This window comes from Microbacterium galbum (assembly GCF_032464915.1).
Lineage (GTDB): Bacteria > Actinomycetota > Actinomycetes > Actinomycetales > Microbacteriaceae > Microbacterium > Microbacterium galbum.
Genome location: NZ_JAWDIS010000001.1, coordinates 1408282 through 1422938, shown reverse-complemented (window position 1 = coordinate 1422938; position 14657 = coordinate 1408282). Strand labels below are relative to the sequence as shown.

The 14657-nt window shown below is 66.7% G+C and carries 16 protein-coding genes and 1 tRNA gene; 10 read left to right on the top strand and 7 right to left on the bottom strand.

Annotation, left to right across the window (positions count from 1 at the left end; genetic code table 11):
- Position 1 precedes the first annotated feature (1 nt).
- Entirely contained in the window at positions 2-547 is a 546-nt protein-coding gene (locus tag RWH45_RS06700) for an FHA domain-containing protein FhaB/FipA (RefSeq protein ID WP_315994104.1), read from the bottom strand.
- A complete protein-coding gene (locus RWH45_RS06695; protein ID WP_315994103.1) occupies positions 544-1281 on the bottom strand; it encodes an FHA domain-containing protein in 738 nt (245 codons plus the stop codon). The genes RWH45_RS06700 and RWH45_RS06695 overlap by 4 nt, the downstream gene beginning before the upstream one ends.
- A 152-nt stretch (positions 1282-1433) precedes the next feature.
- Between RWH45_RS06695 and RWH45_RS06690 the strand changes: the two genes are divergently transcribed.
- Positions 1434-1517 (top strand) — tRNA-Leu (locus RWH45_RS06690).
- 216 nt (positions 1518-1733) lie between these two features.
- Here the strand turns inward: RWH45_RS06690 and RWH45_RS06685 are convergent.
- Both RWH45_RS06685 and RWH45_RS06680 read right to left on the bottom strand, forming a co-directional pair.
- Positions 1734-3413 carry a hypothetical protein gene (locus RWH45_RS06685; protein ID WP_315994102.1) on the bottom strand — a complete coding sequence of 560 codons (1680 nt, stop codon included), beginning with the start codon at positions 3411-3413 and terminating at the stop codon, positions 1734-1736.
- Positions 3410-4480 carry a site-specific integrase gene (locus tag RWH45_RS06680; RefSeq protein WP_315994101.1) on the bottom strand — a complete coding sequence of 357 codons (1071 nt, stop codon included), beginning with the start codon at positions 4478-4480 and terminating at the stop codon, positions 3410-3412. Before RWH45_RS06680 ends, RWH45_RS06685 begins: the two co-directional genes overlap by 4 nt.
- Before the next feature lie 254 nt (positions 4481-4734).
- Between RWH45_RS06680 and RWH45_RS06675 the strand changes: the two genes are divergently transcribed.
- On the top strand, positions 4735-5016 hold the full coding sequence (locus RWH45_RS06675; RefSeq protein WP_315994100.1) for a hypothetical protein: 282 nt from the start codon (positions 4735-4737) through the stop codon (positions 5014-5016).
- Between the two features lie 131 nt (positions 5017-5147).
- On the opposite strand, the gene RWH45_RS06670 is transcribed toward RWH45_RS06675, so the two are convergent.
- Both RWH45_RS06670 and RWH45_RS16255 read right to left on the bottom strand, forming a co-directional pair.
- Positions 5148-5501 carry a hypothetical protein gene (locus tag RWH45_RS06670; protein ID WP_315994099.1) on the bottom strand — a complete coding sequence of 118 codons (354 nt, stop codon included), beginning with the start codon at positions 5499-5501 and terminating at the stop codon, positions 5148-5150.
- 169 nt (positions 5502-5670) lie between these two features.
- A complete protein-coding gene (locus RWH45_RS16255; protein ID WP_367575543.1) occupies positions 5671-6132 on the bottom strand; it encodes a helix-turn-helix domain-containing protein in 462 nt (153 codons plus the stop codon).
- A gap of 75 nt (positions 6133-6207) precedes the next feature.
- On the opposite strand from RWH45_RS16255, the gene RWH45_RS06665 reads away from it, so the two are divergent.
- The 4 genes from RWH45_RS06665 to RWH45_RS06650 all read left to right on the top strand — a co-directional run bounded on the left by RWH45_RS06665 (position 6208) and on the right by RWH45_RS06650 (position 8729).
- Positions 6208-6612, top strand: a complete 405-nt coding sequence (locus RWH45_RS06665) for an MFS transporter (protein ID WP_315994098.1) — start codon at positions 6208-6210, stop codon at positions 6610-6612.
- Positions 6613-6636: 24 nt separating this feature from the next.
- Complete coding sequence (locus tag RWH45_RS06660) at positions 6637-7416, top strand: ComEC/Rec2 family competence protein (protein ID WP_315994097.1); 780 nt, start codon at positions 6637-6639, stop codon at positions 7414-7416.
- A gap of 1 nt (position 7417) precedes the next feature.
- Positions 7418-8125: a hypothetical protein gene (locus RWH45_RS06655; protein ID WP_315994096.1), complete on the top strand. Its 708-nt coding sequence runs from the start codon at positions 7418-7420 to the stop codon at positions 8123-8125.
- A gap of 118 nt (positions 8126-8243) precedes the next feature.
- Positions 8244-8729, top strand: coding sequence for a hypothetical protein (locus RWH45_RS06650; RefSeq protein WP_315994095.1), 486 nt, complete (start codon positions 8244-8246; stop codon positions 8727-8729).
- Between the two features lie 186 nt (positions 8730-8915).
- On the opposite strand, the gene RWH45_RS06645 is transcribed toward RWH45_RS06650, so the two are convergent.
- Complete coding sequence (locus RWH45_RS06645) at positions 8916-9251, bottom strand: histone-like nucleoid-structuring protein Lsr2 (protein ID WP_315994094.1); 336 nt, start codon at positions 9249-9251, stop codon at positions 8916-8918.
- A gap of 237 nt (positions 9252-9488) precedes the next feature.
- Between RWH45_RS06645 and RWH45_RS06640 the strand changes: the two genes are divergently transcribed.
- The 4 genes from RWH45_RS06640 to lanKC all read left to right on the top strand — a co-directional run bounded on the left by RWH45_RS06640 (position 9489) and on the right by lanKC (position 14480).
- Positions 9489-9734, top strand: a complete 246-nt coding sequence (locus RWH45_RS06640; protein ID WP_315994093.1) for a helix-turn-helix domain-containing protein — start codon at positions 9489-9491, stop codon at positions 9732-9734.
- On the top strand, positions 9731-11059 hold the full coding sequence (locus RWH45_RS06635) for a sensor histidine kinase (RefSeq protein WP_315994092.1): 1329 nt from the start codon (positions 9731-9733) through the stop codon (positions 11057-11059). The genes RWH45_RS06640 and RWH45_RS06635 overlap by 4 nt, the downstream gene beginning before the upstream one ends.
- Positions 11046-11735, top strand: a complete 690-nt coding sequence (locus RWH45_RS06630; RefSeq protein WP_315994091.1) for a response regulator transcription factor — start codon at positions 11046-11048, stop codon at positions 11733-11735. The genes RWH45_RS06635 and RWH45_RS06630 overlap by 14 nt, the downstream gene beginning before the upstream one ends.
- A gap of 183 nt (positions 11736-11918) precedes the next feature.
- Complete coding sequence (gene lanKC / locus RWH45_RS06625) at positions 11919-14480, top strand: class III lanthionine synthetase LanKC (RefSeq protein WP_315994090.1); 2562 nt, start codon at positions 11919-11921, stop codon at positions 14478-14480.
- Positions 14481-14657 lie beyond the last annotated feature (177 nt).

Below are 14657 nucleotides of genomic sequence, written 5' to 3'. Positions count from 1 at the left end.
CTTACGTCCTCAACTCGAACGTGGTCGCGCCGACCTTGATGGGCGCACCCACCTTGACCTGCACGGGCGACGCGACGCGGACGCCGTCGTGCGTCGTTCCGTTGGTGGAGTCGAGGTCCTGCAGCATCCACTGATCGCCCCACAGCACGAGTCGGGCGTGGTGGCTGGAGGTGTAGTCGTCGCGGATGACGAGCCCCGACTCGCTCGACCGGCCGATCGTGAGCGGCTCGGTGCCCAGCGGGAGTTCGAGACCCGCCTTGGGGCCGCTCGTGATGACGATGCGCGAGACCGCCGCGGTCGTCGCGAGCGCCCCGACCGGGGCGGGAGCGGGCGGTGCGGCCGGACGCTTGACCTGCGTGGTCACGGCGTCGGGAGACGCGGTCGGCGCCGCGGCCGCGGGAGCGGACGACGCTGCCGCCGGCTCGGGGAGCTTGCGCACCTTCACGCCGAAGAGGTCGGCACGCAGCGAGTAGACGACGCCGAACACGAAGAACCACAGCAGCACGAGGAACCCGCCCTGCAGAAGAAGAAGAGTCAGCTGACTCATGACAGGGGTCCCCGTTCCCGGACGTCGAAGATGCTCGTGGCGTCGGACGCCTGCGGGCGCCGCGGCGGCTGCGCCTGCGCGACCACACGGAACACGATATTGGTGCGGCCGATCGAGATCGTCGAATCGGGGGGCAGTGCCGCCTCCGAGACCTTGCGGCCGTTCAGGGTGGTGCCGTTGGTCGAGCCCAGGTCGCGGACCATCGCGCGCTCGCCGTCCCACAGGATCTCGACGTGCTTGCGGCTGGTGCCGGCGTCGGGGATGGTGATGTCGGCGTCACTGCCGCGTCCGATCACGGTGCGCGAGCTCGTGAGCGGATGACGTGTGCCGTCGATGTCGACGACACCGCGCCAGGCGACACGGCCCTCGGTGGTCTGCGAGTCCACGCGGAGCGTGCCCGTCGACAGGGAGGAGTCGCGTTCGATCGTGATGGCGACGGGCCCCGCGAACGAGTAGCCCTGCGTGCGGGCGTGCTTCTTCACGAGCGTGTCGAGCTCGGTGAGCAGTGTGGAGCCCAGGGCGCCCATCTTCTCGTCGTCGGCGGGGGAGAGGCGCACCGAGAAGGCGTTCGGCGCCAGGATGCGCTCGCGCGTGACCACCACGGCCTTCTTGTCGAGCTCGCTGCGCAGCGCGGAGGCGATCTCCACCGGCTGGATGCCGCTACGGAAGGTCTTCGCGAACGCACCGTTGACGGCGCGTTCGAGACCTTTCTCGAAACTGTCGAGTAGTCCCACGAGACTCCTTCGGGCAGGCAGACCAGTAGGCACATCGTAGCCAGGGCGGCTGGGCAGGTCATGGAAGCGGCCTCCCGCGGCCGCGTTTCGTCACGTGGACCCCGCCGTGATATTCTCGGGAAGTTGAGTTCGTGGCATCCGTGCCGTGACTCGCGCGAGTGGCGGAATAGGTAGACGCGCTGGCTTCAGGTGCCAGTGCCCGCAAGGGCGTGGGGGTTCAAGTCCCCCCTCGCGCACAGAAGGCGGTCTTACTTTTTCAGTGAGACAGTTCTTTACAAATCAACAATCGGAGCCGGTCAGGAGCAGTTTTCCTGGCCGGCTTCGTCCGTTCTGCCCCTCGATTGCCGCGAAAGCATCCACAAACCCCCACGCGGACCCGCCGCACCAACACGAGTAGCCCCTTCCGGGGCTGGTTCGTGAAATGCGTGTTCCGTTCGGGGGCGTCGCGTCCTCTATGTACGGACGGGGTGCGCCAGGCGGTTGCCGTGCTCGTCGCGCCGGCGTCGCGCTCGCCGCCGGTCGGTCAGCGAGATGACGTTGTTCACCGCGGTCTCGAGGAACGTGACGATGCGGCTCATGTTGCTGATGGCGGTGGCTGCGGCGATAGCGAGTGCTTGGAACGCGTAGCCGCGGGGTCGTCTGCGCCGGGGGTCGCCGAGGTCGCTTCCACCTTCGCGCTTGAGGTAGTTGTTGTTCGCTTCCACGTGGCTGCGCTGCCCGGCCCACTTGAACCATTCGGGGCTGCGGTACTCGAACTGCATCAGGTGCTTGATGATGCGCATGGCTTCGTCGGAGTCGGGGGCGAGGGTCATGGTCCGCTGGGCGAGCTTGGGGCGGACAGGCTTGTCGTGGATGACGGGGTCGAAGCACGCGACTTTCGAGAGGTCGGGGAAGAGGAAGCGCTGGCGGCCGTCCTCGTCGGGATAGCCGAGGTTTTTGAGGAGGTACGAGCTGCGCGAGCGCAGTCGCTCGCGGTAGGTGGTTTCGTCGATGCGCTGCTCGGGGTCTTCGTGGCGGTAGTCGAAGGTGGCGTTGATGAGGTCAATCGGCATCCATTTCACGTAGAGGCATCCGTCGACGAGTATGACGTCGCCGATGGCACCCTCCATCGCCAACCGCTTCTTGTCTTTGAAGTTGTAGACGTGGCGGAAGCCCATCATGCGGGTGGGGTTCTGGAATCGGTGCGACCTGAGGTTGTTGTAGTTGCGGTCGACGAGGATGAGTCCGCGCTCGTCGAAGAGTTCAGCGTGGAACTTGATAGCGATGAGGGGTCCGTGTTTGACCTTGCCGGGGGCGTGCATGGTGATGCCGGTAGTGAGGAACGGGAAGGTCTCGATAGCGCCGGGGGTGTTGGGGACGGTGACGACGGTTTCCACCTCCCAGGCGGGCTCGTCGCTGCGACTGCCGTCGCCCTCATGCGCGCCTTCCCGCGTATAGGGGCCGCTCATGGCGTCGAGGTTGAAGCGGGGGCTGTCGAGGTTGTAGATGCGTGGGTTTGCGCGACCGGTCAGGTAGACGGCGGTGGCATCGAGGGCGACGTTGCCTTTGTAGTTCTTCCGGATGTCCTTCGGGAGCCGACGTGCGGACGCGTGAGCGAGCGCATTCATGATGATGTCCATCCGGTCACGCCGCTCCTTCGAGTAGGTCTCATGAGCGCGGCGGTACGCCTCGGCGGAGAGGAACGTGTTGCGGGGCACATCCCATGGGCTGACGAGGGCGAGGATGCGGTTGAGGGCTTTCCAGAAGCGCATGTACCACTCGTCGTGGTCGCCGACGGTGGTGGTGATGCCGAGGTATTCGAACGCCGCGGGCGGCAGCTGCGCATAGAGTGTGCGGGCGATGTCGTGGTACCGGACGGTGCCGGAGCCTGCGTGCATGATGTGGAGCACGAGCGCCGCGCGGAAAGGGATCATGGGTTTGCGGCCGGCGTTCGAGCGGCGCTTCTCGGCGAACCACTTCTCGAGCAGCTCGACGATGCCGGACTCGTCGATGAGCTTGGCGTAGAGCTGAACGTGCGCGAGGGAGGTGGGTCCGACGGCGTGGACCTTGCCGTACTCCTCGGAGGTGTGTCCGGTGGCTTCGAGCATGCGCGCTTCGAAGAGGTCGACGGCGGCTTCCTCTTTGGGGGTCATCGCTGCGCCTCCCCTCGGAGGGCGCGGATGTATTGCGCGTCGTCGACGTCCGGGAGGTGCTTCAGCAGAAGGTTGAGGTGGTCGAGCGTGGTGACGCCGGCTGCCCGCATCAGCATCTTCAGGGGGGTCCCTGCGACCAGGTGCGTCGCCATCCAGGTGTTGCGGAGCCGGTCGGAGCGGGGCGGGGTGCCGTTGGAGTACTGGGTGAAGGCGGAGACGATGTTGTTGGCGTCGCGGCGGGTGATGTTCCCCCACAACAGTTTGGTGTCCGGGCGGCGCTCGAGCATGGGGTCCACCCACTCCTCCCATTCGGTGAGGAGGGGGACAAGGCGGGCGCGTTTGCCGGGGATGTCGATGAGGGTGCCAGCGGGGTCGCGGAGGATGTGCTCGGGGCGGAGCTCAGCCATTTCGGCGGTCCGGACTCCGGCGCCGGCGCACAGCACCATCATGACCAGCGCACGGTGAGCCTTGAGCGGTGTCAACTGCATGCCTACCCAGTCGCGGAATCCGCCCATCTCCTCGGCGGTGTACGGGGCGATGGTGGACTTGTTGGCGAGGGGGGTGGCCTTGTCGGGGTGGGCGTCGGGGAGGAGGGTCTCGCTGATGCGCAAGAGCACTGCGCGGTAGTTGCGGCGGGTGCCTTCGCTCAGGTCCTGATTGGCGGTGGTGGAGTACAGGTCGATGGCAAGCGGTGACCAGATGGACTGAGCTGTGAGGGGGTAACCCTTCATCCGGCACCAGTGGACGTAGCGGCTGGCGTAGTTGATGCAGAGCTTCGCGCTGTACGCGGTGTGGGGGGCGGCGATGGAGACGGCGTCGCGGACGAAGGCCTCCCCTTCTGCGTCGAGTCCGAACCCTTCGGCTGCACGCCACTGCTCAGTGGTCATCCTCGCCTCAAGGGGGAGTGCGGCGTAGCTGCATTTCGCAAGAAGGTGGGCGGTGCGCTTGGGGTGTTCACCGGTGAGGAAGCGCCCGAGCAGGGGGGCGATGACGTCCGCGTTGGCGCGGGCGATGTCGGTGGGGCCGTACTTCTGGATACGGAAGGATGAGGGGGTAGCGTTCGGCATAGTGGGGCCCCTATGCACCACGCCGAACCTCGTCGAGGGTCGTTCCGAAGTTTTTTCGGGTCAGCCGGAGTTAAATCAGATCTGAGCGGTGCATTGTCTGGAGGTTGAGGTCCGTGGGGAGACCACCGAAAGGCTCGGGCGCTGTTTTCGAGCCACGATCCGTCGTGAAGAACAGGTCGGCGTTCGGGAAGACTCGCAGACTCCTCGAGCCCGCTGAGGGGGTCGATCCCGCAGGCTCGCGCTATCGCGCGGCGATGATGCAGCACATCTTGGCGAACGCCGCGCGGGAGGCGACCAGCTGGGAGGGCAGCAGTGTCGCCGCCCATGTCGCGGGCGCCGCAGGGGGTGTCGATGGTCTCAGCGCTGACCGCCAGCAGCGTCTTATGCGGGGGGAGACGATGGCGCAGTATGCGGACATCGCCTACTGGGCAAGCCATTTCCCGTTCGTCGCGTCGAAGCTCACCGAGTACATAGAGTCATGGCACGCGCAGCCGGAGCAGTCGCGGGCAGGTGGCATGGATCCCCGCAGACGCTGAGGTGCGCGACTGGTCATGCGCTGAAGCTAGCGCGCGCAAAAGACCATGTAAACAGGGATTTTGCTTTTGCTCGGTGAGCCGCGCCGTTGGACATGTCCAACGCGACTCTTCGTGCCGCGTCCCCGGACCGCTCACCTGCTCGGCCCGCGCATGGGCGAGGCATGGCAGACATCTGGTACCGCCGATTCGACATCATCCTCCTCGCTGACCCCGAAGAGCTGGACGCCGACCAGCGAGAGGTCCTCCAGTGGCTGCTCGCCTTCGACGAGATGACCTTGGGCTCCCGTCGCAGGGCGCGCCGCCGAATCTGGTGCGAGCGCGCTCTCGCCGCGCAACGTCACCTCCTCCGAACCGGGCGATGGCAGTTCGACGATGATGATGCCCCCGACGGAATCCGATCCTGGGTTGAGGCGCAGGATCCCGGCACGTTCACTGCCTTCCAGACCGCGTGGTGGGATCACCTCCGCGCGCTTGCGTCCCCGCATGGGCGAACGTGAGGGCGTGACCACTGCGAGTGCTCATGCGAGTGCGTCAGGACCGCGTGCGTGAACGCCCCACGCCCGGAACCTGCGTCGCGGTGCACCGCCTAGGTTCCGGGCGCGCCGCATTCAGAGGCGTTGACGCGGGGCCATGTACCCGAAGATGCGCGCGAACTCAAGTGAGAAGTTCACGTTCGGGCGTTCGCTGGTTGCGGATAGGGCTGCACGCAGGCACGCGAAGACCGACCCCACCAACGCTCGAGCGAGAGTTGCATCGACTCCCGATTTGCTCGGCACCTCGGCCGCCAGATCGTTCTGGATCGTCTCCATCTTGACGAGGTATGCCGCGAACAGCGCCGGACTGTCTTCGATGGTTCGCTGCGTTGCGCGCGCGCTTCCGTCGCCGGGTCGGCATGCAGCTCGGCAGCATGGGCGAACGCGGCCGCGAGCATCTCCCACGCATCCGTCGTCTGCGCCGCGCGCAGGCGCTCGACAGTCTCCGCCCCGAAGGAGTCGGTGGGGCAAGGACGATCTCGCCTTTGCTGCCGAAGTAGCGGAAGAGCGTACGGGGTGAGATGCCGACTGCGAGCGCGACTTCCTCCATGGTGACATCCTCGTACCCCTGTTCTGTGAACATCCGCTCCGCGAGCAGTGAGATCTGATCGCGAACCGCTCGTCGAGAGAGGTCCTTCAGATGACAGGCGGGACCTGAATGACGAAAACGACCATGCGTGAGCCTGAGGGGCGAACGCTCCCGAATGGTTCGCTCCCACGCGAACTCAAAGTCGTCCTCGGAGTGCTCATCGTCGGCGCCTTCGTGATGATCCTCAACGAGACGATCATGAGCGTCGCGCTTCCCACACTGATGCAGCAGTTCGAGGTGACCGCCAGCACAGCTCAGTGGCTCACAACGGCCTTCCTCCTCACGATGGCCGTCGTGATACCGCTGACAGGCATCGTGCTGCAACGCTTCTCGACTCGAGTTGTCTTCTTGATCGCTATCGGCGCGTTCACATTAGGCACGCTCTTGGCTGCGGCGGCGCCGACTTTCGGCTTCCTCGTCGCCGGTCGCGTGATCCAGGCTGCGGGGACAGCGATCATGCTCCCCCTCTCATAACCACCGTGCTGACATTCGTGCCCGTTGCTCGACGCGGACGACGAGCTCCTGATCCACCGCCCCAGTGCACATGGACACACCTCGGACACGGTCGCCTCCGGCACCGTCGAGGAGTTGATCGCACTGGCGCAGTCCGAAGGCACGCGCGTGACAACCGCCGCGTTCATCGGGCAATCGTTCTTCTCGGGTGTCATCCGTGTGGTTGGTCCCACCGCCGCGTACTACGAGGAGCAGCTCAGCGCGCAAGAAGCGGCCGGCTCGTTCGCGGCGAAGGCGGGCTCACTGTTCCACGGAGCTGTGCGTGCCGTGCAAGCCGCGCTTCGCAGCCTCACCAGCGACCCCGGCGAAGGCCAGCTGACGGACAACGGTGGAACGACGCCTCGCAACAACACCAGCATCATCCTGGACGTGCAGGTCGACGGTCATCGCATCCTCCTCACCGGGGACGCGGGCGCACCAGCGCTCGAGCAGGCGGCCGACTATTTCGAAGATTCCGGGCGCGGCGGCCACGGACTGCGCGACTTCATTCAGATCCCGCACCACGGTTCGCGGCACAATGTGACATCGGCTGTCATGGACCGCCTGGCGGGCCCCATCGTGGGCGCGACCGCAGAGCGGACGTCCTTTGTCAGCGTCGGCGCGCAGGCGGACGAATTCCCCCGCGGAGAGGTGGCCAACGCCTTCACCCGCCGCGGTTACAGCGTCCACGCGACGCGGGGCAACACGATCCGCTGGAACCGTGGAGCCCCCTCTCGCGGGTGGACGCCGATGGTCCCGCTCCCATGGGTGGACCCGAGCGAATGACGTGAGCACCGACTCCTACGAGCGTCACACTCAGCTCCTCCCCGCATCTGCAGTCCTGGCCCCCATCAGCCTCCTGCCGCTCGTGACCTTCCGCGCCGATGACGCTGCCGACCTCATCCGATCCATCGGATCATTGGTTGCACTCGGTGGGGTGCATCTCATCGTGATGAGAGTGGTTCGAGATCGCGGGAACGCCATCCAGCAGCGCTTATGGGCATCTTGGGGTGGGAACACCACGGTGCGGATGATGAGGTGGTCGGCGGGGTCCGCGGCGGACATGCGCCTGCTCCGCGCCCGCGTCGAAGAAAGAACGGGGATCAAGCTCCCGTCGCCGCGTGCGGAGCAACGTGACGCCGTCGCCGCTGATGCCGTGTACGAACGGGCCGCCGGGCTGCTTCGCGAGGCTACCCGCGACCACGAACGGTACCCGCGAGTGTGGTCGGAGTTGAAGCACTACGGTGCGGCCCGGTACATGTTGGGTCTACGCCCGGCGGCCCTGGTCATCGCAGCATCCGTTGCGGTCCTGAGTGCTGGTCTTCTCTGGCTCAGCATCGCGGGTACGTGGCAGACCGGGTGTTGGCCATTCCTCGTGGCCGGCCTCTTCGCATTCGTCGCGGGGCTGCTATGGGCTGCTGTCGTGACACCGGAATACGTGCGGACGGCGTCCGAGCGTTATAGCGACGCGCTTCTCCGGTCTGCAGGGAACTGACCTAGCCGCTCGACTCTCCTCACGGCACTGTCGCGACGGGGGCGAGAATGGTCGCCGACTTATTCGAGTAGACGGGCAGGGCTCATATGGGTTCGCGAGACGCCGCTAGAGTTCGAATATGTGGGTCAGACATGGAGTGAACGTCAATATCAGCCGAGAAGCCAGGGACTCGATTGAGCGGTCCCTCGCCGGCGGAGTCCTTCAGGTGAACTACGGCACCACATGGCTGGATGTCTCAACCGGGGCGCTCGTCGTGCTCGGGACCACCGGTAGTATTTCTGAGCCCGATGCGTTCTTCCACGTCTGGGCAATCCTGCCGGGTCAGGCAGGGGTTGTGAATATCACGTCAGCAATTCTCGGCGAACCGCTCGCTTTCAACGAAACGGGACGCGACGGGACTGAGAGGGCACGCGTCGATCAGGCGAATGCCCACATCGACGAACTGCTGGGCGTCCGCAGAACCTCCTTCCGATTCACTTCGGATGACGGGATAAATCCGCTGGAGTTGAGGCAGAGGCGGCCGCCCGGAGTCATTGACGGACAGCGTGAGAGTCGACTCGCGAAGTTGAAGGCGCTTTTCCTCCGCGTGAGGTCTCGTGCCTGAATCAGACGGCGTCGCCACTGCGGCACCTTCGGGCATCAACCGGGAGGGTGGATGTCTCGCTGTGGGCGTGGGGGCGGCCGGACCGATGCCATGACAGGCTGCTCCCGGCTCTCTGGAGGCGCCTGAGAGTGGTTCGCTTGAGACAGCCCGTGAAGGCTCACGCCCTGCGAGTAGGCACCCTGGCCGTCAGTGAGATGACTTGTAAGCGTCGATGATGCTTGCCGGTACGCGCCCACGGTCGCTGACGGTATGACCGTTCTCGCGCGCCCACGTGCGCACGGCAACGAGATCGACGCCGGCGCCCGCAGGGTGACGCGCCGACTGAGTGCGCCCTGTCGACACGGAGCGCGCTGCCTGTACATAAGGCGCGAATGCTTCGAACAACTCGTCCGCGTTCTGAGCTGTGAGGTCGATCTCATAAGCCCGACCATCGATGGAGAAACGCACTTGCTGGCCGTCGCCTTCGTCGAGGACAGTCCCGTCGATGTCGTCGATCAGGTGCGTGATGTGCACAATGCCCATGAGCACATCCTATTCAGCGAGCTTTATCCCGCTGAGGACTTGTAGGCCGTGGCGAGTTCTCAGTCTGAGATCGCAACCGCTGTTGGATGTGTCGACCACGGTTCGCGCTGTCACCTGTGACGGTGAATCGTGGTCGTGCTCGTATGGGCCCGGGGCGTGTGGTCGCTGCGACTCCAAGTGATCAAAGTCCCGGTTTATATGGTCGACCCCATCAACGGCCGTGCTGACCATTTATAAGTGGTTTGGAGAGAAGCGCATGCCCAAGTGTTCGGGGAAACTGTTCGACGTCTGCGGCGGGAGGCCAAGCTCACGCAGGAGGCGCTGGCGCACACGGTCGGCATCTCCAAGAACCACATTCAGCTCATCGAGGCGGGGCGCGGCGCATCCCGCGCGGACGGACCGTCCTCGAACCCTCGCATGACGACCGTGTACGGCCTTGCCGACGCGTTGAACGTCCGGCCGGCAGATCTGCTGCCCGAATGACCGCCACCGTTCCTCGCCCGCAGGTGCCCGCAGACGACGCGCTGGACGGTGCGGGAGTCCTCGGCGACCTGAGAATGAGCGCGCCGCTCACGTCCGCTCTCCGCTCCCCGCTGTCCCCGGCGGTGATCTTCCTCGCCACCGTCATCCCCGTGTGCAGCGACCCCGTCATCGCACTCATCGGCGGTGCGGGGCAGTGGACCCACCCGCTGCCGCCTGCGGTGGTCATCCTGCTCGCGGCAACCGCGTGCCTCGTCCAAGCGGTCGCGGTGACGCGGCTGGCGAGCCGCGCCGTCGCGGGGGTGCTCGTCGCCGCGGGCGCATATGTGGCCGTGGCAGTCCTGCTCGGGGTGCCCAACTGGGCGACCCCCATGCAGCTGGTGGTCGCGGTGGCGATGTTCACTCTCGGGTCTTCCCGCACCGCCACGGCGAGCATCGCATGGGCGGCAGGGGTCATCGCCGCCACCGTGGCAGGGCTGGGGCTGTACGCGCAGACCGCCGGTGCCCCGCCCACAGCGGTGATGAGTTTCGTCCTCACCGAAGGCACCGCGCTGGCATCTGTCGCGTTCGCCGCGTTGGTGTTGGGCATGCTGTGGTCGGTCCACGAACGTCGAACGCACGCTGCCCGTGCCCGGGCCCTCGAAGTCGAACGCCTCAAGGAGAAGGAGGTCGAGGACTCCCGGGCCTCGGAGCGCGGACGCATCGCCCAGGAGTTGCACGACGTCGCCGGCCAGCACCTCGCCGGGTTGGTGTCGTTGTGCGACGCGTCCATGGACCTCGCCCCAGCGCACCCCGAACAGGCACTGGAGCTCATCGAAGAGGTCCGGGCGGAGGGACGATACGCCGCCGCGAGTCTGTATGGAGCCCTCGGGGACCTGCGCGCGGTCAACACCGTCGCCCACAAGCCCACTCCCGACCTGCGCTCCCTGAGCGACCTGGTGACGTTCTGGCAGGAGCGGGGAATGCTCCTGACGGAGACGGTGCACGGCGATGTGGCGGTGCTGCCGACCGTCGTGTCCACAACCGCGTACCGCGGCGTCGCCGAAGCGCTCTCCAACGCCGCAAAGCACGCCCCAGGAGCAGACGTGAGTGTCCGCGTCGACGTGGGACCCACGCGGTTGGGGATCTCCATCACGAACGGTCCTGCCCGTCACGCACGTCCCGGCGAGAGGGAGCTGGGGCTGGGGTGGGGACTGGAGAGCCTCCGGGACCGGCTCGCTCTCGTAGGTGGCATGCTGCACACGTCGGCTGACGAGGCCGGCGCTTGGAGGCTGACCGTGAAAATCCCCCTCACCGCACCCGATGGAGCCATCCGTGGTGGTGAATGATCCCATCCGGGTCCTCATCGCCGACGACAATCGCCCGTTCCGCCGCGGTGTGCGGCTGCGCCTCGAGCAGGCCGAGGGGATCGTCGTCGTAGGCGAAGCCTCCACCGGCCACGACGCTGTGACGGCAGCACGGGCCGAACGCGCGGACGTCGTCCTCATGGACCTCGAGATGCCCGGAACCAACGGTATCGAGGCGACGCGGACACTCGTCCGAGAGTCCCAGAAGGCGACGCGCGTCATCGTCCTCACCAGCCACGGCGAACAAGACCTCGTCCTGCGCGCCTTATCGGAGGGGGCCAGTGGCTACCTGCTGAAAACCCACGACGGCGCTCAGCTGATCGAAGCGATACGCGCCGCTCACCGCGGCGATGGCCTCATCTCCACGCGCGTGACCTCGACGTTGTTACAGCAGGTCGCGCGCTCGCGGGCATCAGACGACGACCGTCAACGTCAGCACACCCTCAGCCCCTCGGAGACCCGGGTAGTGGAGTTGCTCAGTCGCGGGGTTACCTCCAACGAGGCCATCGCCAAGACCCTCCAACTCTCCGCGAACACCGTCCGCACCCACATCCAGGCGTCGCTGAAGAAGACCGACACCGCGGACCGTACGCAGCTTGCCCTGTGGGGCGCCCGCGTCCTCACCCCCGACGGCACTCGTCTGAACAGACGAACCTGAGCGACAGAAAATCTGCCGCTAGACGGTGTGCTGGACGCTTCCCCGTCTGATCATCACCCGGTGAAACGGCTTTTCCTCCCCTCCGCGGCGCACGCATCGCGACCGACTCAGCCGCCCGGACCACCGCCCGGCCGTCGCACCATCTGACGCGACGCGCAAATGCGCGAGCACGGGACGGGGGCGATGGACGCGATCTATCCGGTGTTCGCGCGCGCAAACCCCGTCTTCTACGACCACCCACGCCGCACAAGGCGCACCTCCACGGAACGCACCTTCACCGCGGAGACGCAGCCCGGGTGGATCTCATCCGACGACGGGATCTGGACGTATCACCAGCCGCCTGAGCTGGTCCTGCCCGAGCAGGGGTGGAAAGTCCATCTCAGCTGCGTCGCGGAGCGCGCCGAGGAGTTGCTGCATATCGCCAATGCGTACTGCACCGAGCACGCGCTGGCATTCAAACACCTGTCGACGCGCGGCGTCCTGGATTCCACCAACGCTAAAGACGCGAGCCGCGAAGGATCCGGCAAGTTCGTCACCATTTACACCGTCTCCGATGAGGTACTGCACCTCGCCCTGTCCGTTCTCGGCCACCTCACCGCCGACATCCCCGGACCGCACATCCTCTCCGACCTGAAGTGGAGAGAAGGTCCCGTCTACGCCCGGTACGGCGGGTTCCGGCAGATGTTCGTCGACGCCGCCGGTGCTCGCGTCCCCGCGATCCGTCACCCCGATGGACACCTCGTCCCCGATATCCGCGCTCCCGTCTTCGCCCCTCCCGCATGGGCGCCGATCCCCGACTTTCTCGCGGACCTCGTTCAGACCTACGCCGATGTGCGCCCACCCGACGGGTTCCCCGAGATCACGGGGGTGCTGCATCACTCCAACGCCGGCGGCATCTACACCGCGCGTGAGGACGGGCGAGACGTCATCCTGAAGGAGGCGCGCCCGCACACCGGGTTCACCTCCGACGGGCGAGATGCCATCGAACGCTCACGGGATGAAGGGACCGCGCTGACGACGCTCGCATCCGTGCCCGATGTCGCCCGCCTGCTCCGCCGATTCGAAGTCCACGGGCACCACTACCTCGTCCTGGGGAAAGCGCCGGGGGTGCCCCTGCATCAAGCGGTTGTGGCTCGCCACCCGCTCGTGAGCGCAGACGCGATGCCCGGCGACATCGACGACTACCGAGCCTGGGCACGTCGCCTGGCGAGGCGCCTGCGCCGTGTCGTCGCAGCCGTTCACGCACACGGACTGACGCACGGTGACCTGCACCCGGGAAACTTCCTCGTCGACGACGACGGCGAAGTGACGTTGATGGACTTCGAGATGGCGCGGCCTGTCGCCGGTGATGCCCGCACCGTCATCGGTGCCCCAGGGTTCGTCCCGCCGCCTCAGCTCACGGGGATCAACGCGGACCTGTTCGCGCTCCATCGCATCGAGATGTTCCTCTACGCCCCCCTGACCCCGCTTCTCGATCTGCACGAAAGCACGCAGCAGCAGCTCGGCACCTGGATATCGGAGCGGTTCCACCTCGGGGAAGGCGACACCTTCCTTCGCCCCTCCTCCGCACCGTCGACTGCTCCGGAGGTCTCGGTGGCGGAGCTCTCCGCCCAGCTCCTGGCGGACGCGACGCCGGAGCGCGAGGACAGGCTGTGGCCCGGAGACCCCGCGCAGTTCGAGGAACCTCGCTACGCCCTCGCCCACGGCGCTCTCGGCCCGCTATTGGCGCTCCACACGGCTGACGGCCCGCTCCCCGATGAACTCCTCGACTGGGCGGTGCGCGCCTGCCACGCCGAACCACCCCGAAGCGGGTTGATGGACGGACTGGACGGAGCGGCCGCAACCCTCGAGACCCTGGGCCGCACCGAGGTGGCGGATGCTCTTCTCGAACGGGCTCTGGCAACGCCGCTGCGCTGGGACGCCCCAGGGCTCTACAGCGGGCCCGCTGGCGCGGCACTGGCGTGGCTGCGCCTTCACGACAGACACCCCGAGGTGCTGACGCGCGCGCGGGCAGTCTTCGACGAACTGGCCGAACGAGCGGGCGCGTGGGAGAGCCGGTCTTCCGACCCGGTGGGAACGGGTCTTGCGGGGCTACTCCGCGGACCGAGCGGGGAAGCGATCCTCGCGATGCGCCTGTACGACCTCAGCGGTGACAGCAGCCTGCTCACCCTGGCGGCCAACGCAATACGCACCGACCTCGCCCGCTGCGTCGAAGGTCCCGACGGGGCGCTCCTGCTGAACGAGGGATGGCGTCTGATGCCGTACCTCGGAGGCGGGTCGTCCGGGGTCGCCGTCGCTGCCGCCGAGCTCGACCGCCGGTCCCCGCACAGCGATATCTCCGCGCTGCTGGAGCCGCTTCGACGAGCTGCCGCACCTGAGTTCGTCCTGGAACCAGGTCTCGTTCAAGGTCGTGCAGGGCTCATGCTCGCCCTCGCGGCTGTCCGCGGGGACGCATCCACTGTCCCCTTCATCGACCGGCACCGGCGGATGATGCGGCTCTATGCCGTGCCGCGTCCCCATGGCGTTGGAATCCCCGGCAGGAGTCTCCTGCGACTGTCGTGCGATCTCCTCACCGGTTCAGCCGGGGTGCTGTGGGCATGGGCGTCGCTTCGCGCGGACGCTCGCCGCACCCTGCCGTTCATCGACCTCCCCCCGGTCGAAGCGCCCCTCGGAAGGGCCCTCACGCCGGGGGGAGGTGAGACACATGGGTTACCTGCTTTCCCTCCAGAACCTCGAGCGCACTGAAGCGGAGCGCGGCGAGGTGTTCGCGAGCTCGTGGAGCACGGGCATCTGCTACAGCAGCACGTCCACCGGCCTCTGCTGAGCCCGGGAGGCGTGGGGGGTTCTGCCCTCCACGCCTGTCCGTCGCCGCGCATTTGCGCAACCGCTCGCGGCAGCCGCGCGGGCTTGATCCCGGGCAGG

Excerpts from the sequence above, each read along its gene's own strand:
- RWH45_RS06700 (WP_315994104.1), bottom strand. The coding sequence starts at position 547 with ATGAGTCAGCTGACTCTTCTTCTTCTGCAGGGCGGGTTCCTCGTGCTG.
- RWH45_RS06685 (WP_315994102.1), bottom strand. The coding sequence starts at position 3,413 with ATGACCCCCAAAGAGGAAGCCGCCGTCGACCTCTTCGAAGCGCGCATG.
- RWH45_RS06680 (WP_315994101.1), bottom strand. The coding sequence starts at position 4,480 with ATGCCGAACGCTACCCCCTCATCCTTCCGTATCCAGAAGTACGGCCCC.
- RWH45_RS06675 (WP_315994100.1), top strand. The coding sequence starts at position 4,735 with ATGATGCAGCACATCTTGGCGAACGCCGCGCGGGAGGCGACCAGCTGG.
- RWH45_RS06670 (WP_315994099.1), bottom strand. The coding sequence starts at position 5,501 with ATGCGGGGACGCAAGCGCGCGGAGGTGATCCCACCACGCGGTCTGGAA.
- RWH45_RS16255 (WP_367575543.1), bottom strand. The coding sequence starts at position 6,132 with ATGTTCACAGAACAGGGGTACGAGGATGTCACCATGGAGGAAGTCGCG.
- RWH45_RS06665 (WP_315994098.1), top strand. The coding sequence starts at position 6,208 with ATGACGAAAACGACCATGCGTGAGCCTGAGGGGCGAACGCTCCCGAAT.
- RWH45_RS06650 (WP_315994095.1), top strand. The coding sequence starts at position 8,244 with ATGTGGGTCAGACATGGAGTGAACGTCAATATCAGCCGAGAAGCCAGG.
- RWH45_RS06645 (WP_315994094.1), bottom strand. The coding sequence starts at position 9,251 with ATGGGCATTGTGCACATCACGCACCTGATCGACGACATCGACGGGACT.
- RWH45_RS06635 (WP_315994092.1), top strand. The coding sequence starts at position 9,731 with ATGACCGCCACCGTTCCTCGCCCGCAGGTGCCCGCAGACGACGCGCTG.
- lanKC (WP_315994090.1), top strand. The coding sequence starts at position 11,919 with ATGGACGCGATCTATCCGGTGTTCGCGCGCGCAAACCCCGTCTTCTAC.